General features: G+C 47.7%; 31 protein-coding genes. 8 read left to right on the top strand and 23 right to left on the bottom strand.

Going from position 1 to position 22,821, the window contains the following annotated elements; genetic code table 11:
• Window positions 1-2: 2 nt before the first annotated feature.
• The 7 genes from D8S85_RS19555 to D8S85_RS19525 are packed head-to-tail and all read right to left on the bottom strand — an operon-like array spanning window position 3 to window position 4,573.
• The gene (locus D8S85_RS19555; protein ID WP_005779431.1) at window positions 3-482 is read right to left on the bottom strand and encodes a hypothetical protein; all 480 of its coding nucleotides are present in this window, start codon (window positions 480-482) and stop codon (window positions 3-5) included.
• Window positions 483-485: 3 nt separating this feature from the next.
• Window positions 486-1,223, bottom strand: coding sequence for a BACON domain-containing protein (locus tag D8S85_RS19550; RefSeq protein WP_127075575.1), 738 nt, complete (start codon window positions 1,221-1,223; stop codon window positions 486-488).
• Window positions 1,224-1,229: 6 nt separating this feature from the next.
• Entirely contained in the window at window positions 1,230-1,625 is a 396-nt protein-coding gene (locus tag D8S85_RS19545) for a hypothetical protein (protein ID WP_106482227.1), read from the bottom strand.
• Window positions 1,597-2,166: a hypothetical protein gene (locus D8S85_RS19540; RefSeq protein ID WP_127075573.1), complete on the bottom strand. Its 570-nt coding sequence runs from the start codon at window positions 2,164-2,166 to the stop codon at window positions 1,597-1,599. The genes D8S85_RS19545 and D8S85_RS19540 overlap by 29 nt, the downstream gene beginning before the upstream one ends.
• A gap of 12 nt (window positions 2,167-2,178) precedes the next feature.
• On the bottom strand, window positions 2,179-2,643 hold the full coding sequence (locus D8S85_RS19535) for an N-acetylmuramoyl-L-alanine amidase (RefSeq protein ID WP_106482223.1): 465 nt from the start codon (window positions 2,641-2,643) through the stop codon (window positions 2,179-2,181).
• Window positions 2,644-2,647: 4 nt separating this feature from the next.
• Window positions 2,648-3,559: a hypothetical protein gene (locus D8S85_RS19530; protein WP_106482221.1), complete on the bottom strand. Its 912-nt coding sequence runs from the start codon at window positions 3,557-3,559 to the stop codon at window positions 2,648-2,650.
• Window positions 3,560-3,586: 27 nt separating this feature from the next.
• Window positions 3,587-4,573 carry an HK97 family phage prohead protease gene (locus D8S85_RS19525; RefSeq protein ID WP_127075571.1) on the bottom strand — a complete coding sequence of 329 codons (987 nt, stop codon included), beginning with the start codon at window positions 4,571-4,573 and terminating at the stop codon, window positions 3,587-3,589.
• A gap of 172 nt (window positions 4,574-4,745) precedes the next feature.
• Between D8S85_RS19525 and D8S85_RS19520 the strand changes: the two genes are divergently transcribed.
• From D8S85_RS19520 to D8S85_RS19495, 6 genes are all read left to right on the top strand, one after another.
• Window positions 4,746-5,198, top strand: coding sequence for a helix-turn-helix domain-containing protein (locus D8S85_RS19520; protein ID WP_005779446.1), 453 nt, complete (start codon window positions 4,746-4,748; stop codon window positions 5,196-5,198).
• Complete coding sequence (locus D8S85_RS19515; RefSeq protein WP_032557940.1) at window positions 5,186-6,706, top strand: hypothetical protein; 1,521 nt, start codon at window positions 5,186-5,188, stop codon at window positions 6,704-6,706. The genes D8S85_RS19520 and D8S85_RS19515 overlap by 13 nt, the downstream gene beginning before the upstream one ends.
• Window positions 6,707-6,708: 2 nt before the next feature.
• Window positions 6,709-7,134 carry a phage protein Gp36 family protein gene (locus tag D8S85_RS19510; RefSeq protein ID WP_032602137.1) on the top strand — a complete coding sequence of 142 codons (426 nt, stop codon included), beginning with the start codon at window positions 6,709-6,711 and terminating at the stop codon, window positions 7,132-7,134.
• Between the two features lie 9 nt (window positions 7,135-7,143).
• Window positions 7,144-9,672: a phage portal protein family protein gene (locus D8S85_RS19505; RefSeq protein ID WP_228423276.1), complete on the top strand. Its 2,529-nt coding sequence runs from the start codon at window positions 7,144-7,146 to the stop codon at window positions 9,670-9,672.
• Between the two features lie 162 nt (window positions 9,673-9,834).
• On the top strand, window positions 9,835-10,311 hold the full coding sequence (locus tag D8S85_RS19500) for a phage virion morphogenesis protein (RefSeq protein WP_106625182.1): 477 nt from the start codon (window positions 9,835-9,837) through the stop codon (window positions 10,309-10,311).
• A 2-nt stretch (window positions 10,312-10,313) separates the two neighbouring features.
• Window positions 10,314-10,745 (top strand): hypothetical protein, encoded by a 432-nt coding sequence (locus D8S85_RS19495; RefSeq protein ID WP_005779457.1) that lies wholly within the window; start codon window positions 10,314-10,316, stop codon window positions 10,743-10,745.
• Here the strand turns inward: D8S85_RS19495 and D8S85_RS19490 are convergent.
• From D8S85_RS19490 to D8S85_RS19410, 16 genes are all read right to left on the bottom strand, one after another.
• Window positions 10,742-11,089 carry a hypothetical protein gene (locus D8S85_RS19490; RefSeq protein ID WP_005779459.1) on the bottom strand — a complete coding sequence of 116 codons (348 nt, stop codon included), beginning with the start codon at window positions 11,087-11,089 and terminating at the stop codon, window positions 10,742-10,744. The two genes, D8S85_RS19495 and D8S85_RS19490, sit on opposite strands and share 4 nt — an antisense overlap.
• Before the next feature lie 107 nt (window positions 11,090-11,196).
• Complete coding sequence (locus D8S85_RS19485; RefSeq protein WP_005779462.1) at window positions 11,197-11,439, bottom strand: hypothetical protein; 243 nt, start codon at window positions 11,437-11,439, stop codon at window positions 11,197-11,199.
• On the bottom strand, window positions 11,423-11,707 hold the full coding sequence (locus D8S85_RS19480; RefSeq protein WP_106482215.1) for a hypothetical protein: 285 nt from the start codon (window positions 11,705-11,707) through the stop codon (window positions 11,423-11,425). Before D8S85_RS19480 ends, D8S85_RS19485 begins: the two co-directional genes overlap by 17 nt.
• 12 nt (window positions 11,708-11,719) lie before the next feature.
• A complete protein-coding gene (locus D8S85_RS19475; RefSeq protein ID WP_005779466.1) occupies window positions 11,720-12,388 on the bottom strand; it encodes a DUF3164 family protein in 669 nt (222 codons plus the stop codon).
• A gap of 31 nt (window positions 12,389-12,419) precedes the next feature.
• Complete coding sequence (locus D8S85_RS19470) at window positions 12,420-12,842, bottom strand: hypothetical protein (RefSeq protein ID WP_005779468.1); 423 nt, start codon at window positions 12,840-12,842, stop codon at window positions 12,420-12,422.
• Between the two features lie 2 nt (window positions 12,843-12,844).
• Window positions 12,845-13,114 carry a hypothetical protein gene (locus D8S85_RS19465; RefSeq protein WP_005779469.1) on the bottom strand — a complete coding sequence of 90 codons (270 nt, stop codon included), beginning with the start codon at window positions 13,112-13,114 and terminating at the stop codon, window positions 12,845-12,847.
• Window positions 13,111-13,341 carry a hypothetical protein gene (locus D8S85_RS19460; RefSeq protein WP_005940371.1) on the bottom strand — a complete coding sequence of 77 codons (231 nt, stop codon included), beginning with the start codon at window positions 13,339-13,341 and terminating at the stop codon, window positions 13,111-13,113. Before D8S85_RS19460 ends, D8S85_RS19465 begins: the two co-directional genes overlap by 4 nt.
• Window positions 13,331-14,041, bottom strand: coding sequence for a DUF7168 domain-containing protein (locus D8S85_RS19455; protein WP_106482213.1), 711 nt, complete (start codon window positions 14,039-14,041; stop codon window positions 13,331-13,333). Before D8S85_RS19455 ends, D8S85_RS19460 begins: the two co-directional genes overlap by 11 nt.
• A gap of 8 nt (window positions 14,042-14,049) precedes the next feature.
• Window positions 14,050-14,277, bottom strand: coding sequence for a hypothetical protein (locus D8S85_RS19450; RefSeq protein ID WP_005940377.1), 228 nt, complete (start codon window positions 14,275-14,277; stop codon window positions 14,050-14,052).
• Window positions 14,278-14,288: 11 nt separating this feature from the next.
• Window positions 14,289-14,909, bottom strand: a complete 621-nt coding sequence (locus D8S85_RS19445; RefSeq protein ID WP_005779477.1) for a GTPase domain-containing protein — start codon at window positions 14,907-14,909, stop codon at window positions 14,289-14,291.
• A gap of 3 nt (window positions 14,910-14,912) precedes the next feature.
• Window positions 14,913-15,356, bottom strand: coding sequence for a hypothetical protein (locus D8S85_RS19440; RefSeq protein WP_005779479.1), 444 nt, complete (start codon window positions 15,354-15,356; stop codon window positions 14,913-14,915).
• A 20-nt stretch (window positions 15,357-15,376) separates the two neighbouring features.
• Window positions 15,377-15,580, bottom strand: coding sequence for a hypothetical protein (locus tag D8S85_RS19435; protein WP_106482212.1), 204 nt, complete (start codon window positions 15,578-15,580; stop codon window positions 15,377-15,379).
• 57 nt (window positions 15,581-15,637) lie between these two features.
• Window positions 15,638-16,507 (bottom strand): ATP-binding protein, encoded by an 870-nt coding sequence (locus D8S85_RS19430; protein ID WP_005940383.1) that lies wholly within the window; start codon window positions 16,505-16,507, stop codon window positions 15,638-15,640.
• Between the two features lie 23 nt (window positions 16,508-16,530).
• Window positions 16,531-18,609 (bottom strand): hypothetical protein, encoded by a 2,079-nt coding sequence (locus D8S85_RS19425; RefSeq protein ID WP_013611125.1) that lies wholly within the window; start codon window positions 18,607-18,609, stop codon window positions 16,531-16,533.
• A 290-nt stretch (window positions 18,610-18,899) separates the two neighbouring features.
• Window positions 18,900-19,085 (bottom strand): hypothetical protein, encoded by a 186-nt coding sequence (locus D8S85_RS19415; protein ID WP_013611127.1) that lies wholly within the window; start codon window positions 19,083-19,085, stop codon window positions 18,900-18,902.
• Between the two features lie 7 nt (window positions 19,086-19,092).
• Window positions 19,093-19,302, bottom strand: a complete 210-nt coding sequence (locus tag D8S85_RS19410) for a hypothetical protein (protein ID WP_013611128.1) — start codon at window positions 19,300-19,302, stop codon at window positions 19,093-19,095.
• Window positions 19,303-19,462: 160 nt separating this feature from the next.
• Between D8S85_RS19410 and D8S85_RS19405 the strand changes: the two genes are divergently transcribed.
• Both D8S85_RS19405 and D8S85_RS19400 read left to right on the top strand, forming a co-directional pair.
• Window positions 19,463-19,846: a hypothetical protein gene (locus tag D8S85_RS19405; RefSeq protein ID WP_013611129.1), complete on the top strand. Its 384-nt coding sequence runs from the start codon at window positions 19,463-19,465 to the stop codon at window positions 19,844-19,846.
• A gap of 721 nt (window positions 19,847-20,567) precedes the next feature.
• Window positions 20,568-22,775: a TonB-dependent receptor gene (locus D8S85_RS19400; protein ID WP_228423365.1), complete on the top strand. Its 2,208-nt coding sequence runs from the start codon at window positions 20,568-20,570 to the stop codon at window positions 22,773-22,775.
• Window positions 22,776-22,821: the final 46 nt, after the last annotated feature.

Genomic DNA, 22,821 nt, shown 5'->3' with positions numbered 1-22,821 from the left:
TCTTAACTCCCCTTTCTTTTTTGGCTCTCTCTCGGTTTCAGTGGATTGGATATCTGAACCGATTCGATAATACGCATAAAAGACTTTGTACCAAGCAAAGTGACAAAACGCTGGTTAGCACCCTGCAGGTACTTGTCAGGAACAAACCATCTCAAGAGCCATGCGACAATACCGGAAAACAATAGACCGGAAACCGCCCCACGGCAGATGGTCAGGGATACCATCTTGGAAACACGTTTGCCATGAATGGCAAGGAACGCCATCTCCTCATGCTTGTTGAACTGCTCCATCTCCTCGTATGTGATACCCAACTGCAGGTATAGCCTTGCGATCCGGATCTGACTCCCCAAGCAGGGACGTTTCATGGTTACCCTGATCGATACCGGTTTCTTTCTGAATGGCATCTTAAACTGCAAAAAAGGCAGGGAAACCCCCACGTCAAGCAGAGCCTCCGCTGCCTCTATTTCCACGTTCTTTCTCATGGGTTACGCATTTCCGGCTGCCTGACTCAACGTGAGAGTGGCTTTTTGGGTATTATCAGCTGCAAGGGTAAACTCTACCGTTCCGTTCCTTACAGCTCCGGTATTGGCATCCGCCGTGATGGTGATCCTGCCGTTTACAACCTCAAGACTGAAACCGGCGGGAACCTTTCCAACCGAGAACGCTCCGGAGGCTTCGATATCCACCGTCTTTTTCTCTCCACCTTTGACGAATGACAAAGAGGTGGGCGTTACGGAGATAAACGGAGCCGTATCATCAAAACTGAAAGGAGAGCTACCGTCCAGCGGTTTCATCATCTCCATCTCACACTCGATACCCAGCGGATCATCACCGCCAATCTTGCCACGGACTGCACCGTCCAGCGTCATGCGTTTCACCTCCACGGTCTGACCGGTTCCACAAAGGATCTTAAGCGAACCCTCCAACGAGACGGACTCCGAGGGAGCTTCCCATTTCGTACCGTTCACCTCACCGCCCATCACGTCCTTACAGTTTTGGGGAACAAGTTCTATCAGGGTGAACTTTAACAGGTTGGTGGCATCCTTTTTCTTGATTTTCTTTACCGGGGCATTGCGTACCTGTGCGGCAAAGAGCTTGATATACTCAGCCGCATCACCACCCCAATCGATGCCATCCTCTGAAACATTGCCGATTTTCTTTCCATCGAAATAGATCGCATCAAGGAGCATCATATATCCGTCATTCACATAAACTTTTGACATTGTTCTTTATTTTATAAAAGTTAATACTCTATTCTTTAGCTTCTTTAGCGGGGAAGTAAGCAATAGACTGGCCACGAAACCCACCAATAACCATTTATACCATGTAGCAGGAGGCTTTTCCTTAATGTTTTGAACGGCATCGCTGTCCTCATTATAGAATTCATCACTCTGGCTGGCTGTCTGCTCCATCCGGGAAATAACCCGCTTCAAGCTATCCACCTCGCTACGCTGTCGGAACACCTCACGCTCGTAGAAAAGGCATTGCCGGGCGATAGAGTCACATTTGCCGGTAACCGTGATGTTATCGCCATGCCTTTGCACGCTTACCGATGCCTGACCGTCTTTGGCCGTGTAGCCAGCACCGTCCGGCAAGTTAAGGAGGTTCTGTATCGGAACATCCACTTTCGCCTCCGATTCCGGGATCCCCTCCCGTGTCAGGGCGGTTATCGTCTGTCCCTGCAGTAGCTCCCCCGTCCTCTGAGCCGTCACGTCTGACTGCTCTCCGGTTACTCCGGTGGTAGTTCCGCTTTTCGTCTGTTCCGTCAGCGTGTGCGACTGCCGGTTCTTGGTTAGCTTCGCCGTGGCACACCCAGTCAGGATGAACACGGCTATAATTAGTGCGAGGGTTGCCCCTCGGATTAGGTTTCTCATCATTTCCTGTTTGTTTATTGATTACTTTTCTTAACCTCTCCACCTCTTTGGTCAGGCGGGAGAGCTTTTGGATCATCTCCTCCTGATTCGCTTTCAGGTCGGCATTCTCCCTGCGGAGCTGGATATTCTCATCCAATATCTTCCGGTTCTCACTACTGAGCATATTGATGGACGCCTGAAGCTGGGAGAGCATATCATTGTTCTGCTTTCTACGGCCAACAAACCACGTGAAGATGCTACCGATAAAACCACCCGGCAGGGCGAACATTAAAAAATCCATCAGACCGTCCATCTCTTTGCTTTGTTATTGGTTAATGCCTATTTTCCTGAGCCATGCCTGAACGTCGAATGACGGGCACGCCTTGGTCGCAATCTCGTTATGACCGATGATTCTCACCCGTGGGAAACGGCGGTGGAAGTCTTTCACGTAATCCTCCAACGCTTTCAGCTGGCCGGGAGTACGGGTGTCCTCGGGAGTCTTCCCGTCAGCGGCCACACCGCCAACGTACACAATGTGCCGGGAAATGGAATTGTACCCTTTTGCCCCATTGGTAATCTCCCACGGATCCACCCGTGCGTCCTCGTTGTTCCGGGCCAATCGCTCCACCGTTCCATCAAGGTGAAACATATCGGTATATCCTACCTGCTTCCAACCACGGCCACCCTTGCTTATCGGGTTCGTGTGCCATGCTCTGATATCGTTACCCGTTACCTTACGGCCTTGAGGCGTGGCGGTACAGTGGATTACCAAATATTTCAATTCTGCCATAACTCTATCCTGCTACAGGAGTTCCCTGCACTAAAGCGATTACACCCTTTTTATCTTCACGCATGATACGGCCACCGGCACGTACAAGGAATGAATAAATATCACCGTAATAGGTTGCGTCACCCTCGTTTTCGAACGCTTTCACCTCACCCAGCGCACGGCAGACACTTTGCTCGTGCCATGCAAGCCCGGCGGCGAGGTCGGTGGCTGCACCGGCGGCACTCCACGCTTTGGGAGCTTTGTCCGCAGTATAAAGGGCAACCCTGCTGCGCATCATGATATTAAAGCTGAACAGCTTACCGAGGATACCGTTCTGCGCATCAGCAGAAGCGAGGAACGCCGTGTTCTCGTTCTCCGTCAGGCTGTTCAACAGCTGGGAGTACATCTGCGCATCCAGCAGCAAATAACGCCCCTCCTGCGGGATATCATCATTATTGAACTTGGTCATCAAGCCCAACACGTCTGCCTTGCAGATACCTTTACGTTTGCCGGTAGCCTTATCCGTGTAGGCATCGATCTCCGTACCGGTGGTTTCAATGCACTGTGCGGCAGCAGGACTCCAGTTGAAAACGAAATCGAGTGCCACATCATCCTGCAGTTTGAGTTTATCCTGACGCAGGACGGACTCCCGTTTGTCATAGCTGAGTTCCACCGTGTCGGCGTTAGGGATAAGTACCGGATCAGTGGTGTATTCATCCAGCGGGAACGTCACATCGATATCCGTTCTTTTGGTTACCTTAGCGGGAAGTTCGGTTCGGTTTTTCTTGGTTCCGGATGCTGCACCGGCATTCGGAATGTGAACAATTTTTCCGTTGTTCACGTACTCATCGGCGTTGAACGCCTTGCTCAGGAAGCTATTGGAGGCAAACAAACCCTCCACGATAGCCGCCATCCAAATTTCTTTCTGAATTGCCATTTCTATTCTTGTTTTACTGGTTAATAATTACAGATTCGGTTCGATGCCGAAACGCTCCTTAAACTTGGACTTATACAAGTCCGGGGCGGCATCTTTCAGCTCAACGAGCTTTCCGGCCTTATCCAACTCATCCCATGACTTTTCTTTCCAATCACCAAGCGTCACACCGGCTCCTTTATTCGTGTTGATCTGACCGGTTACCGTCGCCCGGCATGGGATAGCGGCCAGCATAGCCTTTGTTCCCTCGAAATCCTTATCGAAAAGGTTCAGCAGGTTATCACGGCCTTTCGCATCATAACGTCCGTCCTTGATGGCCGCATCAGTCAGGGTAATCGCCTCCTGCTTTTGAGATTCCTTTTTGTCCTTGTTCATTTTATCCATTGCGGCAGCCAACGTCTTGTTCTCTTTTTCCAAACGGTCGGCATTGGCTATGATTCCCTGAATGGCGGTTACGATTTCCGCCTCGCTTGCAGAGTCCTGCAGCTTCAATACTCCTGTAAGTACGCTCATTTTTAATTGTTTTTTGGGGTTATTACTGTGATCTATCAACCGGATAAGATTACCCTTATCATTCAGGTCGATAATCTGTTTGCTCTCTCTGTCATAGAATACCAGCGCATTGTGATTGGCTCCGATTGTAACGACACTGCCCTCCCGAACCGTCCATCTCGTAACGGTAGGGAGTGTTTGTCCGGGGAGCATCAGGTCATAGGCATCGCTTTTCTCCTCCGGAGGCCACGCACCGATAGAGGCCATACGGATAAAGTCATTCTCAACTTTACGCTTTACCTCTGCGGCACGGGCATCTCCCTCATCGAACACGGCATCGGCTAAAATCTTACCTCCCTCAACACGTATATTTTCCCACCGGCCAATCGGCAGGGAGTAATCATCGTGATTCAGAAGCATCACGGGATTCTTTTTAAACTCCTCCAAATTGGCTCCGCTGGTGAGCATCCTAAAACCGTAGGTGTTCACCGACTCATCATGTAATACAAAGGTTAATTTGCCCATTTCGCTCGTTTGATTTTGTGACAAAATTCAGGGTAAAAAACGGGCTGTACAAATCGGCCTGTAACCGTTTCAACTTAAACCGCAGCCATTTCAGTTTAAACGTAAACCATTACAAACCAATTATTTTCACTCACCGCAAGGCTTTACCTTTGGGCTATAAAATGATACAATTATGGCGGAAGAACTGAAAGCAAATCAACGGAAAGAATGGGCGAAATTGATGTATCTCAAAGAGAACATCACCCAGCAGGAAATTGCCGACCGGGTAGGTGTTTCCCGTGTCACGGTGAACAAATGGGTTAAGGAATGGGAGGGTTTAAAGCTCAACCTCCTGCAGACACGGGAGGAACGGATCAGCTCCACGCTCACGCAGCTGGATGAACTCGACCGCTCCATCGCAGGCAAAGAGGAGGGGAAACGGTATCCCTCAGCGGCGGAGGCCGATATACGGCGCAAACTGACGGCTGACCTTGAGGCATTGGAACAGGACGCCTCCATCAGGGATATATACAACGTGTCCCGTGGGCTGCTCGATTGGCTCCGACAGCAGGATCTCGAAAGGGCAAAGGAGTTGAGTGATTATTTCGATGCGTACATAAAGGAGAAAATGAAATGGGTAAAATAGATGATATTCAGGCATACAAGGAGTGGACTGAATACCACCGTTCACTCAAAAGGGACAAAGCCGCCGACAACCTCTCGCCGGTGGAACGAAAAAAGAAGCTGGAAAAGCTGGAGGCGAACGTCATCGAATGGATCCTGTTCTTTTTCTCGGAGTTCGCAAAGTACCCCTTTACCAAGTTCCACAAAAAGGCAATCAAACGCATCACCACGAATATGGAATGGTACGAGGTTCTCTCGTGGTCACGTGAGCTGGCAAAATCCACCATCGTGTTCATGTGTATGATGTACCTCGTGCTGACCGGGAAGAAAAGGAACGTGCTGCTTATATCAAACAGTCACGAGAACGCAGTCCGACTATTAGAACCGTACAAAAAAGCCTTTGAGAGCAATTCCATGTTAAAGGCGTATTACGGCGACTTGAGGGAGTTCGGGAGCTGGACGGCAGATGAATTCACTCTCACTACCGGGGCAACATTCCGGGCTATCGGTGCGCTGGAGTCACCTCGTGGAACAAGAAAGGACGCTGTTCGTCCGGACACGGCTCTCGTGGATGACTTCGATACGGATGCGGACTGCAGGAACCCGGACATCCTGAAAAAGAAATGGGAATGGTTCGAGGAGGCTCTGTTTCCAACCCGATCCATCAGCGAGGATTTGCTGGTGATATTCTGCGGAAACCTGATCGCTCTTGACTGCTGCGTGAAACGTGCCGGTGATAAAGCTGACCATTGGGATATCGTGAACATCCGGGACAAGGATGGCAAATCCAGCTGGCCGGAAAAGAACACGGAGGAACGCATTAACCGTATCCAGTCCAAAATCAGCACAAAGGCGTTCCAGCAAGAATACATGAACAACCCGCTCTCCGAGGGTGACACGTTCAAAGAAATGGTATGGGGCAAATGCCCGCCGCTCTCAAAGCTGCAGTTTGCCGTTGTTTACGGGGATCCGGCTCCGTCCAACTCAAAGAACAAGGCCACCTCTTTCAAAGCCTGTTTCCTTATCGGGTATTATGACGGTCGATTCTATGTTTATACCGGTTATCTTGACCACGTGGTAAACGAGGAGTACGTGAACTGGTATTATTATCTCCGGGATTACGTGGGACAAAAAACGCAGGTATATAATTACATCGAAAATAACAAACTGCAGGATCCTTTCTACGAACAGGTGTTCGTTCCGCTATTTAGCGAGAAAGGAAAACAACTCGGATTTATCGGGATCATACCGGATACCCGGAAGAAACCGGAAAAGTTTGACCGTATCGAGGGAAACCTTGAGCCGATCAACCGGCGAGGACAACTCATCCTCAACATTGACGAAAAGGATAATCCGCACATGAAAAGGCTGGAGGAGCAGTTCCTGCTCATCAACCGAGCTATGAAATCACCCGCTGACGGCGTGGACTGCATCGAGGGTGGCGTGTGGATCATCAACCAAAAGATAAGCACGCTCTCGGCTGGATCCTACACCGTGGGCGCACGTGTAACCAATAAAAAGAGATTTTAATCATGGCATTTATCACACCCAAAGAATTGGAAACGCACCTCTATAAAGAGAATATAGAGGCTATCAGCAGGGAGGATGAAACAATCCTCACGGCAGCCATAGACGCTGCCGTACAGGAAGCATACGGATATCTTGGTGCGTATGACCGCAAAAAGATTTTCGAGGCCACAGGGAGCCAAAGAAACGCCCTCCTGCTCATTTTTGTAAAGGACATAGCCGTGTGGCATTTCGTGAACCTATGCAATGCCGGTACTGACCTGCAGCTCCGGCAGGATAGGTACGAGCGTGCCGTGGCATGGCTCAGGCAAGTACAGAAATCAGACATTAAGCCTAACCTCCCCATTATAGACGAGGACGGTGACGGGAAACCGGATACTGCAGGTGAATATATCTACGGGAGCAATCCCAAGCGTAATCAACATTTTTAATATATGACTATGGCGAACAAGAAAAAAAAGACGGCCACGACAAATACCGGGGCAAAATCAAAGGAGCAGCTGGTCATCCATCAGATCGTAGTCAAGGCTCCCCAGCGGAAAGTGTATGACGTGGGGAATTGGCGGACGGCTCTCTCCTCTGCAGACAATGGACGAACAAAGCAGCTTTATGACCTGCTTGATGATATCATGATTGACGGCGTTTTGAGCGATGCCGTTCAAAAGCGTATCGATGCGGTCACGAACTCGGAGCTTACTTTCCAAAATGCGGCTGGGGAGGAAGTGGAGGAGATCGCAGACCTGATGGACACCACCGCATGGGAGGATCTGCTGACTGAAATCCTGAAAAAGAAAATATACGGGCGTTCAGGCATTGAAATGACCTTTAATGACGGTTTCAACGTGGAACCGATTCCGGCAAAGCATATCAACCTGAAAAACCGCACAATCCTCCGGCAGGACACGGACGAAATAGGCATACCATACGAGGGAGATTCACAGCTGCTCATTCTCGGCAAAGACCGGGATTTCGGTTTGTTACTCAAGGCGGCTCCCTATGCCATCTACAAACGTGGAGGCTTTGGGGATTGGTCACAATGGATCGAACTTTTCGGGATGCCCCAGCGCATCGGTAAATACAACACGTATGATCCGGAGAGCCGCAAGCTGCTGGAGGAGGCTTTCGATAAAGCCGGATCCGCACCGTATGTGGTCATCCCAAAAGAGGCGGATGTGGAAACCAAAGAGGGCGGAACGGGTTCAGGATCCTCGTACAACGAATTCCGGCAGGCCAACAACGAGGAGATGCTGATCACTATCCTCGGACAAACCATGACCACCGTACAGGGAGAGAAAGGCGCACGTTCATTGGGTGAGGTTCACAAGGAGGTAGAGGAGGGAAAGAATAAATCTGACCTCCGGTACGTACAGCGTGTCCTCAACCAAAAGGTACTCCCCATGCTGGAGGCGAGAGGGTATCCCGTTGCTGGCGGAAAGTTCATTTTCCCAAAAGCGGCGGAGCAGCTCTCCGTTGCCGAGGTGGTGCAGCTCTCCGACATCATGGATATCCCGCAGAGCTACCTGCATGAAAAATATTCGATTCCCGTGCCTAAAGACGGGGAGCCGGTCGCAAAACGTGCCTCCTCTCAGGCCGCTCAGTTCGATATAGGAGAGGATTCGGAGGAGGACACAATCAGTAATGCAGACCGTAATTTCTTTATGCGCTTATGGGATTTTTTCGTGCAAGCCCCGCAGGTCGGGGCATCCATTGGAAAAGCCCCCATCAGGCTGAATGATAACGCTCCGATGTCGGAAAAGCTGGCCGCAAGGATTGCAAACGGCGAAACCGGGAAGTTCGATGCGGAGTTGTTCTCCTTTATTGCTACCGACTTTTTGAGCGGTGTTCAAAGTGCGTTCAAACGTTCAATGAACCATGCGGATGTAAGATTCGCATACGGCCTGCAGGATGACGCTTTTATCACCGCTTTGGAGATGAACCTGTTTCATTTCTCCGCCGGTAAGACGCTGGCGGAAATTCAGGAGCTGAACAAGGCGTTCAGGGAGAGCGGTAATTTTCAGGAGTTCTCCAAAAAAGCAGAGCAGATATGTGGCACGTTCAATAAAACGTGGCAAAAGACGGAATACGAAACGGCGGTACTAACGGCGGAGTCCGCCAGCAATTACCACCGGCTCATGGGAAAAACGAAAATGTTCCCTTATTGGAAATATGTCACTGCCGGGGATGAAAAGGTAAGGGAGGAACACCGGAAGCTGGACGGGGTGATATTACCGGCCAATGATCCACGGTGGAAAAAGATATTCCCGCCCAATGGCTGGAAATGCCGTTGCCGGGTGGTTCCGCTCATGAAACACGAGGTAGAGGGTATAGACATCAACGCCATGCGTGCCATTGTCGATGAATACCTCGGTACGAGTGAATGGAAAATGAACGAGGCTCAGGGCTGGGATTCAAACCGGGGAGAAACGGCTGAGGTGTTTTCCAAGAACCAGCATTATATCCGCAAGTTTCCCGATAAAGCCGCCTCCTTGCTGGGTGACCTGCATTATAATGATTACGGGCTGGAGTCCTTTGGAAAGAAAGCGGCGGCAGCGACCGAAAAAGCACCGGTGTTTGCCGGGGATCCGAACCAGTGGAGGGATTCGCATCAGGTGATGGATGACTACAAAGGCCGGAAGGTGCAACTTACGGAGGAGGTGTTCAAACGCCACACCACAAAGAAATACGAGGAGGCTCGTGTTCCTCTCGTGGAGTGCATCCCGGACGTGCTTAAAAACCCGGACGAGGTATGGATAAACGACTATCAAAAGAAGTTCGACAACCTGAACTTTATCAAGTTTTACGAGGATAAGGTGATTAACGTGGTTTGCGAGGTCAAGAACGGAACGCTCTATCAGGTCACGACATGGTTCGAGATAGAACAAAACGCCAACATCAAGGTGAAAGGCCGCAGGAGCAGAAAGATAGATCCACGATGGAGATATCGCCGTGGGCTGCTTATCAAAAAGTAAAAGGAGGCTCTGAGAACCTCCTTTTATATACGGATTAACATCCCGCTCCGCCGTATAAAGCCCGGACTTTTTGATGCCCCCGTCATCCGTCAGGTGTTGGCATATTCGATTCATCCCCGGAGCGATATGCTTACGGAAGCAAATATACAAAATTATTTCAATATGAATATCAAAGAATTAAATAATTATCTGCAATCGCTCCCGGAGGAGATAATCTCCGATGCGGCAGAAATCGTGGCGGAAACGGCCACGGAATACTATAAATCAGCTTTCAAGAAGAAAGCATTTGACGGGAACCCGTGGACTCCGGCAAAAGTACCGAAAACAACCGGTTCCCTGCTGATTGACTCCGGTGCGCTGGTGAACAGTATCAGACCGGCGGTGATAACTCCCCAGCGGGTGGTTATCTCTGCAGGGAATGAAAAGGTAGATTACGCTCAGGTACACAACGAGGGATTCAAAGGTATAGTACCCGTACCGGCACACACCCGGAAAACAAAACGGAAAGATGTACCGGTCAAGGCGCACACCCGGAAAACTAACATCCCGAAACGTGAATTCATGGGAGATTCCGAAGAATTGAACGAGCAGATACACGCACGGATAGAGGGATATATTGACTCACTTAACAATGAATAGCTATGAACAAAGAAATTTTTATTGCCGTTTGTGACCGGCTGAAAACAGAAGTACCCGGGCTCCGGTGGATAGATGCCGAGGAGGGACAACTTAACACGGGAGAGCGGCCTGCTGTGGCTTTCCCGTGCTGCCTGATAGATATATCTTACCCGTCCTGCGAAACCCACATGGGTGGACGGCAAAAGATAAAGGCGCAAATACAACTCAGGGTGGCCTTTCAAGCCGGAGGGAGTACAAATGCGGCAGCCCCTAAACTTGTCAGGGAACACGCTCTCTCCTGCATGGACACGTTGGATAAGATACACGAGGCTTTGCAATGGTGGAACGGGGGGAACCTTTTCAACCCGATGCGCCGCCTCCGGGGTGCGCCGGAAAAAAGAGCGGACGGTCTGAAAGTCTATAACGTGATTTATGAAACCGAGTTTATGGATTAGTTCCAATCAAAGCCGGGAAACATCGCTTTGAGCTTGCGGGTGGATGCTTTGGAACGCAGGAGTTCATTGTAAAAATCATCCTGTTCCACCAGCGTGTTGCTGATGGTTCGCTCTTCGACAAAGAACTCGTTATCGGAAAGGATTCTCAGCACGTCATCGAAGCGGCGGCGTTTGATCTCAGTCCAATAGTAATAACGGGCGGTCATGATGCGGTTCCGCTTTTCGAGGCGGTCACGGCGGGAGGTGATGGCAGCATCGGAGGAGGCAACCGTGCGTGTTCTGCGGCGGTTACCGGCTTTCTCTATTTCCGGGCAAAAAAACGGTATTACGAGCTGCTCCTGCATATTGATTTGATTACTTAATACAAAGGTACATTATTTGCACCATAGTACGAAAAAAGTCTGCTGAAAATTAGGATTTCAGCGGACTTTTATTATTGATTAAAGGGCTTTTACATTGCAAGCATACCCTCTTTGTCATCCTTACCCGGAACGAACGGCTTTATAGTGGTTATCACCGAGCTGGTCACTTTCACTCTGCCGGATCCGAGGCAGGTCGGACATTGGCAGGATCCGGATACCTTTGTCCTGTTCTCATCGCTGTACTCGAATACAACGCCTTTTCCCTCGCAACGCTTGCATACAGCCACACGGGTGGGAATATACCGGGCTTTCGCATTATTCGTCTGTTCCATCTGATTCCTCCTTTATTACGGTTAATTCTTCACTTGATTTCGGGTGATACATGAAATCGGTTTTGAGCTTTTTGAAAACCGTCAGTTCCACCTGAAAATTCTCAAATTCCTTGTTCCGGCTGGAAAGCTGGCGTTTGATGAACTCGGTAACGTCACGTTTCATTTCAGGAACCGACATCTCGACACCCGTTTCCGGCACGTACAAACCCTCAAGCCGGAGCTTGCGGTAACCTCTGCGGTGGATTTGGAATTGAACTTTGTATATCATGACCGTCCCTCCTTATGCTTCTGTCATACCCAGAGGAATGGTCACCCACATACCGTCCCCGTTCTTCATTTCCGCTCTCACAAACTGTTTGCTGATCGCTGGCTGGTATGCCTCCTCAATGATGCGGACACCCTCCATGAAACGGTCATTGTTGCTTTCCTCTGCAATTTTGCGAAGCTGGACGATACGACTGGCTTTTAACGTGCCTTTGGCATCACGTGCCAGCAACTTCAAAACCATGCTCACGAGTGATTTCGTTTTAGCATTGTCGGCGAGGCTCTCGATGTATTCTTTCACGATCACGATGCCGTCCTCCACCGTGTCACGGTAGCCGTCCGTCACGTACACTCCGAGAGTGATGCGCTTGGTTCCCTCCGAATTGGTAAAGGTATGGCTGCGCTGGTCATCCTTTACGACTTTCAGAACCTCGCATTTCATGTCAAGGATACTCTTAAAGTTCTCCAGCACCGTCTTTTTGGTTTCCTTGATATCCTCACTCAAGGAGAGGAGTACCGGGATTGCGCTGTTCACTTCATCATCCACCATTTGGCGGTACGTTTCACGTTCGGCTTTCGCCTTTTCCTGAGCCTCTTTTTTGGCCTTTTCTTTACGGAAAGCCTCGAATTGAGCCTTTTCCTCTGCCGTCATTTCAACAGTCTGCTTTTCTTCAATCTGTGCCATAATATCACATTTTAAATGGTTTATAAATAAGTTAATTGAGTTCTTTCTTTGCTTTCTGCATATCCTTTTGCCGGATGGAGCGGATCCGGAGCAATACCGCATCCAAATCATCAGCGGACAACTCCCTGAATTTCTTTCCTGCGATACGAACGCCCAAACAAAAGTTATCCACCGCCGCCCAATTTGCCGTATCAATACCCATCAACTGCATTTGGTGGAGAACGGCAGAGCGTTTCTTTTTCAGAACCTCGTAACTGACCGGACGGCTGGATCCGGTCTGCTTCTCCATCTCCCGTATCATCGAGTTATATTCACTCAAAGTCATTTCTCTCAGTGAGTCCGTCCGCCCATTCGTAAAGCTGGATACAAGCTGCAGCTTTAAACCGTCCCTGTCAGAACAGGGCATTTTCGCCAGCAGCGTCCAAAAACGTGAATAACTGTTTGTCTTTGCCATAATCAATCAAGTTCAGGGGTTTCACTCTCTTTTAGGGATTGCAGAACGTACAATTCGGTAATGGCCGGGTTCGTCCCCAAATTACTTTCGCCGGAGTCATAGGCCAACTCAAATTCACGCTGACAAATGGCTCGCTGCTCCTGCAGCTTGGATGCCGCATACTCTTTCATGGCATCGACAATACGTTTCAATTCTTCGGGAGAGAACTTTCTGCCGAGTTCCTCGTTCTTTTTCAGGCTGAATACCTGTCTTAATGCTGATAACGCTTTCATATTTGCACGACTTTTACAGGTTGTTGTACTACTTTTACCATTGCCTCCGGCACATCCTTGATGATAGCTGCGGCCAGCTCCGGGTTCCGGAGTTCAACCACCGCCCAATCATCTTTCTTGGCCGGGCTGATCAGCAATTTCTCCGGTCGGTTAAAGCAAGTCCAATTCATAAGGACTGTACTTAAAGAGGCCACCGGTAAGCCTATTTGATAAAGATCATTTCCCATTGATTTGCTTGTTTAAATTGATCTTTGAACCGTCATCGTACCCGGAACAATAGGCGGAAGTGTTCACTTTATTCCGGTTCTTGGATTTATGGGTGGTTGTGCCTATCGATTGAAAATAATCATCAATCAAATGGTTGTGACACAGCATCAGTCCGGTTTCCTCCGCTGTTTTCCGAATGCTCTCAAATTGTTTCCGCAAACCGGTGCAACATCCCAACAAATAAGATTTTATATAATTCCGTTTAAACTTCTTTGTCCGGTAATACCCTCTGCGGGTAGCCACATACTCGGTGCAACGTTCTACCGACAACCGGCGGAATACAGACCTCAAGTAATTATAAAGCGAGAGCACAACTTCCGCATTTTCCCGTGTACCGACTACCACCATGTAAGTCGTACCTCCATGCAACAAAATCCGGCAAAAATTATACTCGCATATAATCCGCAACAAATCCCTTTTCCAAATATTCCCATACGTGTCCTGATAGGTTATTTTCTCCGATTCAGTCACGGATATCATATTCTTTTGTTCTTCCGGGGTAACATCCATCAATGACAAGTTATAGGATGTCAGCAGCCGGTTTACAGCCTCCGCAGCTGCATGGGCTTCTCCCTCGGATCCGATTTTTATGGCGGATTCTTTTAACCGGAGCAGCTTTCTAATTTTCGCCAATATATTTTCAGGTACTTCTTTTTCCATCGTTCATTCTATTTTGCAGGTTTCCACTCGATAGTTATCACGGCATCGAGTTTACCGCTACCTTTGCAGACCGGGCAATCAACTTTCACCCGTTCCCGTTGTTCCTCTCCCCAAAAGAAACCGTTACCGTGGCAATAGCTACACCGGTGGCCTTTGCTGGAGATACTTTCTTTCTGATTTCCCTCCCCGATAAACATGGGAGGCGAAATCGTTATAACTTGATTATTTTTACTCATTTCCGTTCGTTTTAAGCGTTATCTCCCCAATATCTTACCGCACCCTCATCCCAAATTGTAAAATGCCCCACGGAGCCGAAAAAGCGGCCTTTCGAGAAAGCCCGAAACCCCTCCACGTAAATTTTCAGGGCGGCATCATACATCACTTTCTTTGCGCTCCGACCATCAGGGTTCCGGCCATCTGCATGGCTGATAAAAATCAGCAGCTTGTTCCGGTGCGCCTCCTTAAATTTGATGTATTCTTTATAGCTCATTTGGGTGTATTGGAAACTGTCAATGACGTAAAAATCGGGGCTTTTATGCTTATCCATTCTTTCACCAAGCTCGGACATCGGCTCACAGTCAAGCAGCTGGAAACGGCGGTTTACCTCGGCCATGTTGAAACGGCGGAGCGTGTTCTGCATGGTGAGGCTCGCACCCTCTTCGAGGCTGTCATAAGCCACCCGCCCAAACTTTGCCAGCTCTTTACAAAGCTGCATGACAAAGCTGCTTTTCCCGTTACCACTATTGCCCCAAATAAACCAAACGCCAATCCGTTCAGGCTCTCCGAAAGCGTCCGCCCATGCGCCTGTCAGCTTGAGCGTTTCTTTCTTCATGCTTACTGCTTCTGTTACCGATAATGCCCGTGCCATAAATCAATATCTGAAATCTGTAAAATGAATAATCACTCCCTCGAATGTGTTGGAGGTCTTAAAAAACCAGCTCACGAAATCATCGAGAGTCATCCCGTCATTAGCAGCCAGCTGCTCCACGTTTAGGATACGTTTTCCGTCTATGAAAACGGTCGGCTGCTCGATATCGGAGTCCCATGTCATTTGCACCTGCTGGATACCGATTTTCTTCAATCTTTTCACCTCCAGCTGCGGAGTGTGATAAGGACGGCCAATCCACCGGCGGATAGATAGCTCCGCATTATGGGAGTTGATAAGCTCCACGTTGTACGCCCATTTGCCCGGATCCTCACGAAACGTGTGGATCTTGGTTCCTTTAATTACTTTCTCAGGAAAGCCGGTGAGTTGGCCTCTTTTAAAATGGCCTACCGGAAACCGGCTTGCGAGTGGTAAAACAATTTGTTTCATATATATTCTCATTTGAATTGTTACTCCTTTGTCACTTTGTAACCTTTTTCTTTAAGGTACGTTGCTACATATTCATCGTTTCCGACATCTTTAAGGACATCGAAAAGGTAGGCACTTACATACTCGGCTATTGCATCCGCATTTGCGTAATCAATATTTTGCGAAATAAATTTCGCTTTCTCTGTTCTTCCTAAACCTCTAAAGACTTCTTCAATTTTGCTCATATATTTTTTGAATTACGTTCAAACGCCGTTCAACCAGCGTTTGAACAGGGTTTTATACTATTTCGCTGCCGCCACCTTTTTCTCCCGGTGAATGGCATCTTTCACGCATCGCAAATCAAACTCCGATTTTTCCGTCACATCGATCACGTTTGCAATAAGTTTTTTATCCATCAGTCCGTTGGCTTGGCAAATGGCAAATACATCATTATGGGAGGTTGGTTCCAGCTCAAAGAACTTACGCCCAATGCGGGAATAAATCTCGTTATAGCCTTTCCGGTTGTGGTTCAAACCGCAGTCAATACGATGCTGGATGTAATCGGTGGATAAGAAAGTAATCCCGCATTTGCCCTCCAGCCGGTTATACAGGTTGATAAAGTAGTGAAACACGTTATCATTCAACTTATCACCCTCATCGAACACCAAAAGTGGATTTTCCATCTGTATGATGCTCTCGATGGCCAAGTCCAATATTTCACGGATACGCATCCCGCAAGTCTTAAAACCGAGTTTACGGGCGATCTCCCGAACAAAATCACCTTTCCGCATATCCTCATCACAAAGGATGACGAACACCTCATGATTCTTTTGTGCGTACATGGTGGCTGTCGTTGTTTTGCCACATCCCGCACCACCCACGATCCAGCGGACTTTTTTAAATTCCTGCGCATCGCTCAGGGCATACCATATCTCCTGAAAGGAGTTCGTTTCCACGAGCTGCCAACCGGTGGCCGCAGCTGCAGGGGTTATCTGAGAGATGATATTGCGGAACATATCATCACTGATACTCTCATACTTGCCGTTAACCACGGCACTCAATGTCCCGGCAGATACGCCGTTCAAACTTGCCGCAGCCTTTTTTTGGCTGGAATACTTTGCTGCATATACCCGGAGAGCTTCACGGATACTGTCTTTCTCTTGCTGTGTCATTGTACTGTTCATTTTATTTAGAATTATAATTTTCCTGCTACTTTCTTTTCATTCAGGCGGATGTCACCATTCAGCTGGTCAAACGTGATGTTGCTTATTAGCTTTGTCACCTTACCGGCGGAGAGCTGTTCCGGATCCTGACTGTACCGGCGGACTCGGCGTTCAATTTCACGCTCCGTTTCGCTCTTTGCACCTTTCAATTTCGGACGTTTGAGTCCCTGTTGTTCCATACTCACGCCGTGCGCCTGCTCGATGATACGTGCATCAACCTGACGCTCGATGCGATCCTCCGTGTTCGCCTCTATATTCCGGCGGATAAAGGACATTTCGCCCTCGGTCTGTTCCTGAATATTCCGGTGGATGACGATATAAGGCTCTGCAGTTCGTACAAATCGCAGCTCTCCGGCTTTATCTTTCTTGTATAGCCGTACCGAAGTATGGTCATAAGGATCGTACATGGTGTAGAACTTTTGCCCTCTGTTTTTTCTTAGGAATTCATGGTCGGGAACACCCGGAACCTCGTAAACCTCGTATGTAAACTCACGTTTTTTAATGGTTATTTTCAGACCGTTATCTGTGTAAGTGGAGGGTTTATCAGTCATCACCCAAAACATCTCGATCATGTCGAGAACACCCACTGTCGGGGTATCAGGGTTCACGCTATTTTGGTACATCTCGATGCGGTTCACCCCGGTAGCAAAATGCTTGCTTTCGTTCCATTCTTTCCGGGCGGCAGCGTATGCTGCTTTCAGTTCGGCCAAAGTGTAAAGTTTATCCTTGTTCGCCTCGATACGCTCTAAATTCGGGCGGCTCGTGTCCTTTTTGGTGGTGATATTTTGACCGGTGAACCTCCAATCCTTATGCAGAACCTCAGCCTGAAAACGTCCGAAAACGCTCTCTATCGTTTTGGATTGCCCGCTGTATGGAGCCGTGGTTCTATGAACATGGCCGACAATCTTATCAAAGAAATGGCTATTCTGCAGTTTCTTGTGGCCTCCCTGATTATCATGCACCAGCTCGTAAGGCTTATGACCTGATACCTGAATGGCCATGCGGTAGGCATTATATTGCGCCTCGTAGTCCTCGCTGTCTGAAATATGGTATCCCAAAAATACCTCCGAATAAGCATCGATGACCTCGTAAACCTGAGTGGTACGAACCACCAGCTTACCGTCCTTGTCATAGTCTTTATAGTACAAATTGATTTTCGTACCATCACCATACCACAAGGAGTCACGCATCGAGGGAAGCTCGGTTTTATTCTTGCGGCTGTAACGCTGGTGAGCTTTCAGCTCCCCGTGAACGGCATCGTACCATAACGGTTCGATGTCAGGACGGTTCAGGAATTGCCGGAGGCTCTGAATGCTCCGGAGCTGCTTCCAACCTTTCTCATCTGCAATCCGGTTGAATTCCACGAATATTTGAGCATCTGTATAAACGGGAACGCTGCTCCGCTTTAACGCTATAATCATGTTACCGGCTTCCTCGGTTATTTTCAGGGTATTGCCATTTCCCATTTTCTTGCTGATCAAGCAGGAGTAACCCTCTTTTTTGTATTGGTTTATTTTGTCTTTCAGCCGGGCGGCGTTTTCAGGTAGCGTATGGCCATAAGAGTCACGGAGGCGGTCTGCCGTTCCGATAATCGTTTCCCATACTTTCTTTGTACTTCCACCCAAAGCCTTGCGATAGCCCTCCCGGTCATTCAGGATCGATATCAACTCGTTCAGTACTGAGGCGTTGATGGTATATTCAGCTTTTTTGGGTTCTGTGAGACTTACTAACTCCCCGGCCTTATCATACCGGTAATCCTCAAAGAATATCCGGGCTGCTTCATCTATTTTAAGCCTGTTTTTCATACACTTCTCTTTGATTAACTCCACCGGATCCCCATACTTTTGCTCAAAGCGGATCCGGTAACGTTCAGGTAAGGACAAGTAATCAATAAGAGCGTAATTATCAAGACCACCGCCTCTATTAACCCGTTGAGCCTTACCTCTCCGAATTAAAGAATAAAGCGTCCATAATGAAATCACCGGTTCTCCATTTTCAGAGCTGGTTAATTCCTGAACTGTTACGCATACTATTTTATTGAAATACTCCATTATTTTAAAATCTTAGTCCCCGGAGGCGGAATCGAACCACCTCAAAAGACCGTCCGGGATTCACCTATTTTAAATATCTTTGTCATCGGTTGAAATTGGTACTTTTTTAATCAGACGGGCGGCATTAGCAAAATTCAAAACCACCACTATAATCGCCCAAATCGGACTATCATCTGTTATACACAAAAAACAGAAACTCAAGCAGAAATACCACACATAAAACTTTTACTTTGTAGTCAAAGAGAAATACTCTTTAAACTCATCTCCCAAAAGGAGCAAAAACATCCTTTTCATGCCGTTTCCTTTTGATCACCGATTTCAACGCCTCCACGTTCAATGGCTACCTTTCGGATTAATGTAGCCTTAGAACTATTACTCAAATAATTCAATGCCTTATAAACGGCCTGCCTCGTCACCTTAAAATCTTTTGAGATTTGGGATATTTTCCCGTACTCAACTACAATTCTCTTTTTCATGTTTTTCTTATTTAATGGTTTCAATAGTAGGATCACTAAACCAAGTTTTCAGCTGTGCCTTTGCATAGGCCATAGAACACTCTCCAACTGTCGCTATCACCATAGTTCTGTTATCAATAGCGTAAGCCGCCATTTCTTCATCTATATTTATTTCAGAAATAAAATCACTTACTTTTTCCCATTCCGAAAAATAGATTTGTACCTTAATTGCTTGCATAATTCTGTTTTTATTAGTTATTCATTGCAATATCAACCGCTTTTTGTACTTTTACAGCCGTTTACATTGTTATCGTGCTGCAAATATAATTCGCATTTGCGAATAAAACAAGTAATTGCGAATATTTTATTCGCTTTTGCGCAAATAAAATAGGAGAGGTATGACTATAAATGAACGAATGAACCATATTATCAAAGAATTGTACGGCGGAAACAAACGAGCTTTTGCCAACGCAATAGGTGTATCTGCTACTGTGATTGAGAATGTTGTAGGTACGAGGCAAGGTAAGCCATCTTATGATGTCCTCGAAAAAGTATGCGCAAATGCGAATATATCAGCAGAGTGGTTATTAATGGAAAGAGGGGAGATGCTGTATAATTCTACCTCTCAGACGCAATACACACCTCCCGACCAAAACACCCACTACTTTATAGAGAAAATCGCAGAACAAGCAGAGGAAATCGGCAAATTAAAAGAACAAGTAAAGTTATTGGGTACACAACAATCGGCTGCACCCGATGCAATATGTGCAGATGTCGTATAATTTTCGGGAAAAAGTGTCCCAAATATTAGCTGCACACGCACTTTTGATTTTTATCAAATAAGAATCAGTTATTCATTATATTGTATATCAGCATATTAAACAACAATATATGCTGATTTCTATTATTTTTTTATGGTATTTTCCCCCTCTGAAAACCACAAAACAACTATAAAACAGCTAATAAATAGGCAATTTCTATATCTAAACACGTCTATTTTTAACGGGAAATGCACAACCAAATGCACAACCATTAAAAACATTTCGTTTTTTTTATTACAAAAATGCACAACCAAACGCACAACCAAATGCACAACCAACCCCTAAAAAACGCAATATTCCACCCTCAAATGAATACCATTTGCCCCTCTCCTATTTCCGCTATTTTGAACGCCGAATTCAGGCTATTTTAATATGAAATGATAATCCTATCAACAGAGCATAAAAAAGCCGCAATCCGCTTAAATAAAAGCGTTCTGCGGCCAATGTGCTCACCCCTCTCCTCTCCTACTCCACCGTATATTAAGTTTTCGCTGCAGTGTAAAGCAGATAGGCGTTCAAACTATTCAGAGTAAAGTCTAAAGTAAAGCCAAAGTAAAGCAGAGTAAACTTTTCGTTTTTCCCTCTCTCCTCTCCTATTCAATCATAACTATTTGTATATCAAAGCTATTCCGTTTATGTGGAATAACTCAATTTATCGCATTTCGTTTTACCCCCCTTACATATCACCGGACACGTTATCTTGAAAGAAACCGGAGAACATCTCCCCTTCATGACCATATTGTTGAAGGGAACCAACATCGGTACGGCCACAGACGAAACCGGACATTTTTTCTTGAAAAACCTACCGGAAGGAAAATACACACTCCGTGTACAAGGAGTTAGTTATAAAAGCGCAGAGAAAGAAATCATGATCGTGCGAGGGAAAACCCAGGAAGTCAACTTCGAAATCAGCGAGGATGCCGTTATGCTCGATGGAGCCGTGGTCTCCGCAAACCGGAATGAAACGGATAGAAGGGAAGCCCCCGTTATCGTCAATGTACTATCACCCAAAGTATTCGAGAACACGAACTCCGTGTGCTTGTCCCAAGGATTAAACTTCCAGCCGGGACTACGGGTTGAAAATAACTGCCAAAACTGCGGTTTCCAGCAAGTGCGCATCAACGGGCTGGACGGTCCCTACTCCCAAATATTGATTGACAGTCGCCCCATGTGCAGCTCACTTGCCGGGGTGTACGGTTTGGAACAAATTCCCGCCAACATGATCGAACGAGTAGAGGTACTACGGGGTGGTGGTTCCGCCCTCTTCGGTTCAAACGCCATCGCCGGCACAATCAACATCATCACGAAAGAACCCTTGTACAACTTTTTCCAGGTTGGGCACACCCTTTCCGCCATCGACGGGGAAAGCTTTGACAACGTGACCGCCTTCAACGGGGCCATCGTCAACGATCAACAGGATGCCGGAATCTACCTGTTCGGCATGGTGCGCGACCGTCAGGCTTATGACCACGACAACGATGGTTTTTCCGAACTGGGAAAAATGAACAACACGACACTCGGCTTCAAGACTTATTACAAACCGACCCACTTCAGTAAATTCACCCTAGAATACCATCATATCAAAGAATTCCGTCGAGGAGGCAACAATTTAGACAGACCACCTCACGAAGCCGACGTGGCAGAACAAGCCGATCACAACATTCACGGCGGGAGCTTGAACTACACGCTCTCGTCAAAGGACTACAAACACCACTTGAACGTCTACACTTCCATCCAGAGCATAGGACGCGAATCCTACTATGGAGCCGGCCAAGACACGAACGCTTACGGGAAGACCAAAGACTTCACGGTTGTAGGCGGAACCCAGTACTCCCACGACTTCGACAACTTCCTATTTATGCCCTCTTCCCTCACCGCGGGAATAGAATACTCCTACAACAAGCTAAACGACCTCATGCTGGGTTATCGCAGGGAAATCAATCAAGACGTCTCCGTGTACAGCGCGTACCTTCAAAACGAATGGAAAACCGGACAGTTCAGCTTTTTATTAGGCGGACGTCTGGATAAAAACTCGAAAATCGACGATCCGATATTCAGTCCCCGCTTGAACATTCGTTATAACCCGATCCCCGATTTAAGCCTGCGGGCGAGCTATTCCGAGGGATTCCGGGCTCCCCAAACCTACGATGAAGACCTCCACGTGGCAGCCGTCGGCGGGGAAGTGACCCTTATACAAGTGGCAAAGGACTTGAAGACCGAACGTTCCCGCAGTTACAGTGCATCCGTAGATTACTACACCACCTGGGGCCCCGTACAGATCAACCTCCTACTGGAAGGATTCTACACCAGCCTCCACAACCCCTTCGTGCTGGAAGAAATCGAATCGGACGACGAGAATAAAATACTGGAACGCCGTAACGGGTCGAACGCCGTGGTGAAAGGATTCAACCTTGAAGGCAAAATCGCCCCGCACAAATCCGTACAACTACAATTCGGGGCCACCCTGCAAAGCAGTAAATACGATGAACCCGTCGCGTGGAGCAAAGACCCCGACGTGAAAGCCTGCCGCAAACTGTTACGCTCACCCGACCAATACGGCTACGCCACGCTAAACCTGCTCCCGTTCAAAAACCTCTCGGTAGCCCTCTCCGGAACTTACACGGGGCCGATGTACGTGGGGCACTCGGCCGGGTACATCGAGAAAGACGTGCTGAAGAAAACGGATTCCTTCTTCGACACCACGATTAAACTAGCATACGACATGAAGATCGGCCAAGGTTACACGATCCAGTTCAACATCGGGATGCAGAATATATTCGATAGCTACCAGAACGATTTCGACAAGGGAGAATTCCGGGATTCCGGCTACATTTACGGCCCGGGCCTACCAAGAACCTATTTTGCAGGCTTAAAATTCGGAATATTCTAAACAATACAATATCAAGATTTCACTTTATTGACAAAGAGCCGAAACT

Origin of the sequence: Butyricimonas faecalis, from assembly GCF_003991565.1 — a bacterium.
Lineage (GTDB): Bacteria > Bacteroidota > Bacteroidia > Bacteroidales > Marinifilaceae > Butyricimonas > Butyricimonas faecalis.
This window is presented reverse-complemented; position numbering and strand designations above follow the sequence as displayed.

Coding starts and splice junctions, on each gene's coding strand:
- D8S85_RS19445 (WP_005779477.1), bottom strand. CDS start 14,909: ATGGCACGGGCATTATCGGTAACAGAAGCAGTAAGCATGAAGAAAGAA.
- D8S85_RS19465 (WP_005779469.1), bottom strand. CDS start 13,114: ATGAAAGCGTTATCAGCATTAAGACAGGTATTCAGCCTGAAAAAGAAC.
- D8S85_RS19425 (WP_013611125.1), bottom strand. CDS start 18,609: ATGGAGTATTTCAATAAAATAGTATGCGTAACAGTTCAGGAATTAACC.
- D8S85_RS19555 (WP_005779431.1), bottom strand. CDS start 482: ATGAGAAAGAACGTGGAAATAGAGGCAGCGGAGGCTCTGCTTGACGTG.
- D8S85_RS19430 (WP_005940383.1), bottom strand. CDS start 16,507: ATGACACAGCAAGAGAAAGACAGTATCCGTGAAGCTCTCCGGGTATAT.
- D8S85_RS19495 (WP_005779457.1), top strand. CDS start 10,314: ATGAACAAAGAAATTTTTATTGCCGTTTGTGACCGGCTGAAAACAGAA.
- D8S85_RS19480 (WP_106482215.1), bottom strand. CDS start 11,707: ATGATATACAAAGTTCAATTCCAAATCCACCGCAGAGGTTACCGCAAG.
- D8S85_RS19440 (WP_005779479.1), bottom strand. CDS start 15,356: ATGAAACAAATTGTTTTACCACTCGCAAGCCGGTTTCCGGTAGGCCAT.
- D8S85_RS19515 (WP_032557940.1), top strand. CDS start 5,186: ATGGGTAAAATAGATGATATTCAGGCATACAAGGAGTGGACTGAATAC.
- D8S85_RS19405 (WP_013611129.1), top strand. CDS start 19,463: ATGACTATAAATGAACGAATGAACCATATTATCAAAGAATTGTACGGC.
- D8S85_RS19415 (WP_013611127.1), bottom strand. CDS start 19,085: ATGAAAAAGAGAATTGTAGTTGAGTACGGGAAAATATCCCAAATCTCA.
- D8S85_RS19475 (WP_005779466.1), bottom strand. CDS start 12,388: ATGGCACAGATTGAAGAAAAGCAGACTGTTGAAATGACGGCAGAGGAA.
- D8S85_RS19470 (WP_005779468.1), bottom strand. CDS start 12,842: ATGGCAAAGACAAACAGTTATTCACGTTTTTGGACGCTGCTGGCGAAA.
- D8S85_RS19510 (WP_032602137.1), top strand. CDS start 6,709: ATGGCATTTATCACACCCAAAGAATTGGAAACGCACCTCTATAAAGAG.
- D8S85_RS19485 (WP_005779462.1), bottom strand. CDS start 11,439: ATGGAACAGACGAATAATGCGAAAGCCCGGTATATTCCCACCCGTGTG.
- D8S85_RS19525 (WP_127075571.1), bottom strand. CDS start 4,573: ATGGGCAAATTAACCTTTGTATTACATGATGAGTCGGTGAACACCTAC.
- D8S85_RS19435 (WP_106482212.1), bottom strand. CDS start 15,580: ATGAGCAAAATTGAAGAAGTCTTTAGAGGTTTAGGAAGAACAGAGAAA.
- D8S85_RS19455 (WP_106482213.1), bottom strand. CDS start 14,041: ATGGAAAAAGAAGTACCTGAAAATATATTGGCGAAAATTAGAAAGCTG.
- D8S85_RS19500 (WP_106625182.1), top strand. CDS start 9,835: ATGAATATCAAAGAATTAAATAATTATCTGCAATCGCTCCCGGAGGAG.
- D8S85_RS19530 (WP_106482221.1), bottom strand. CDS start 3,559: ATGGCAATTCAGAAAGAAATTTGGATGGCGGCTATCGTGGAGGGTTTG.
- D8S85_RS19520 (WP_005779446.1), top strand. CDS start 4,746: ATGGCGGAAGAACTGAAAGCAAATCAACGGAAAGAATGGGCGAAATTG.
- D8S85_RS19450 (WP_005940377.1), bottom strand. CDS start 14,277: ATGAGTAAAAATAATCAAGTTATAACGATTTCGCCTCCCATGTTTATC.
- D8S85_RS19535 (WP_106482223.1), bottom strand. CDS start 2,643: ATGGCAGAATTGAAATATTTGGTAATCCACTGTACCGCCACGCCTCAA.
- D8S85_RS19540 (WP_127075573.1), bottom strand. CDS start 2,166: ATGGACGGTCTGATGGATTTTTTAATGTTCGCCCTGCCGGGTGGTTTT.
- D8S85_RS19460 (WP_005940371.1), bottom strand. CDS start 13,341: ATGGGAAATGATCTTTATCAAATAGGCTTACCGGTGGCCTCTTTAAGT.
- D8S85_RS19490 (WP_005779459.1), bottom strand. CDS start 11,089: ATGCAGGAGCAGCTCGTAATACCGTTTTTTTGCCCGGAAATAGAGAAA.
- D8S85_RS19410 (WP_013611128.1), bottom strand. CDS start 19,302: ATGCAAGCAATTAAGGTACAAATCTATTTTTCGGAATGGGAAAAAGTA.
- D8S85_RS19505 (WP_228423276.1), top strand. CDS start 7,144: ATGGCGAACAAGAAAAAAAAGACGGCCACGACAAATACCGGGGCAAAA.
- D8S85_RS19550 (WP_127075575.1), bottom strand. CDS start 1,223: ATGTCAAAAGTTTATGTGAATGACGGATATATGATGCTCCTTGATGCG.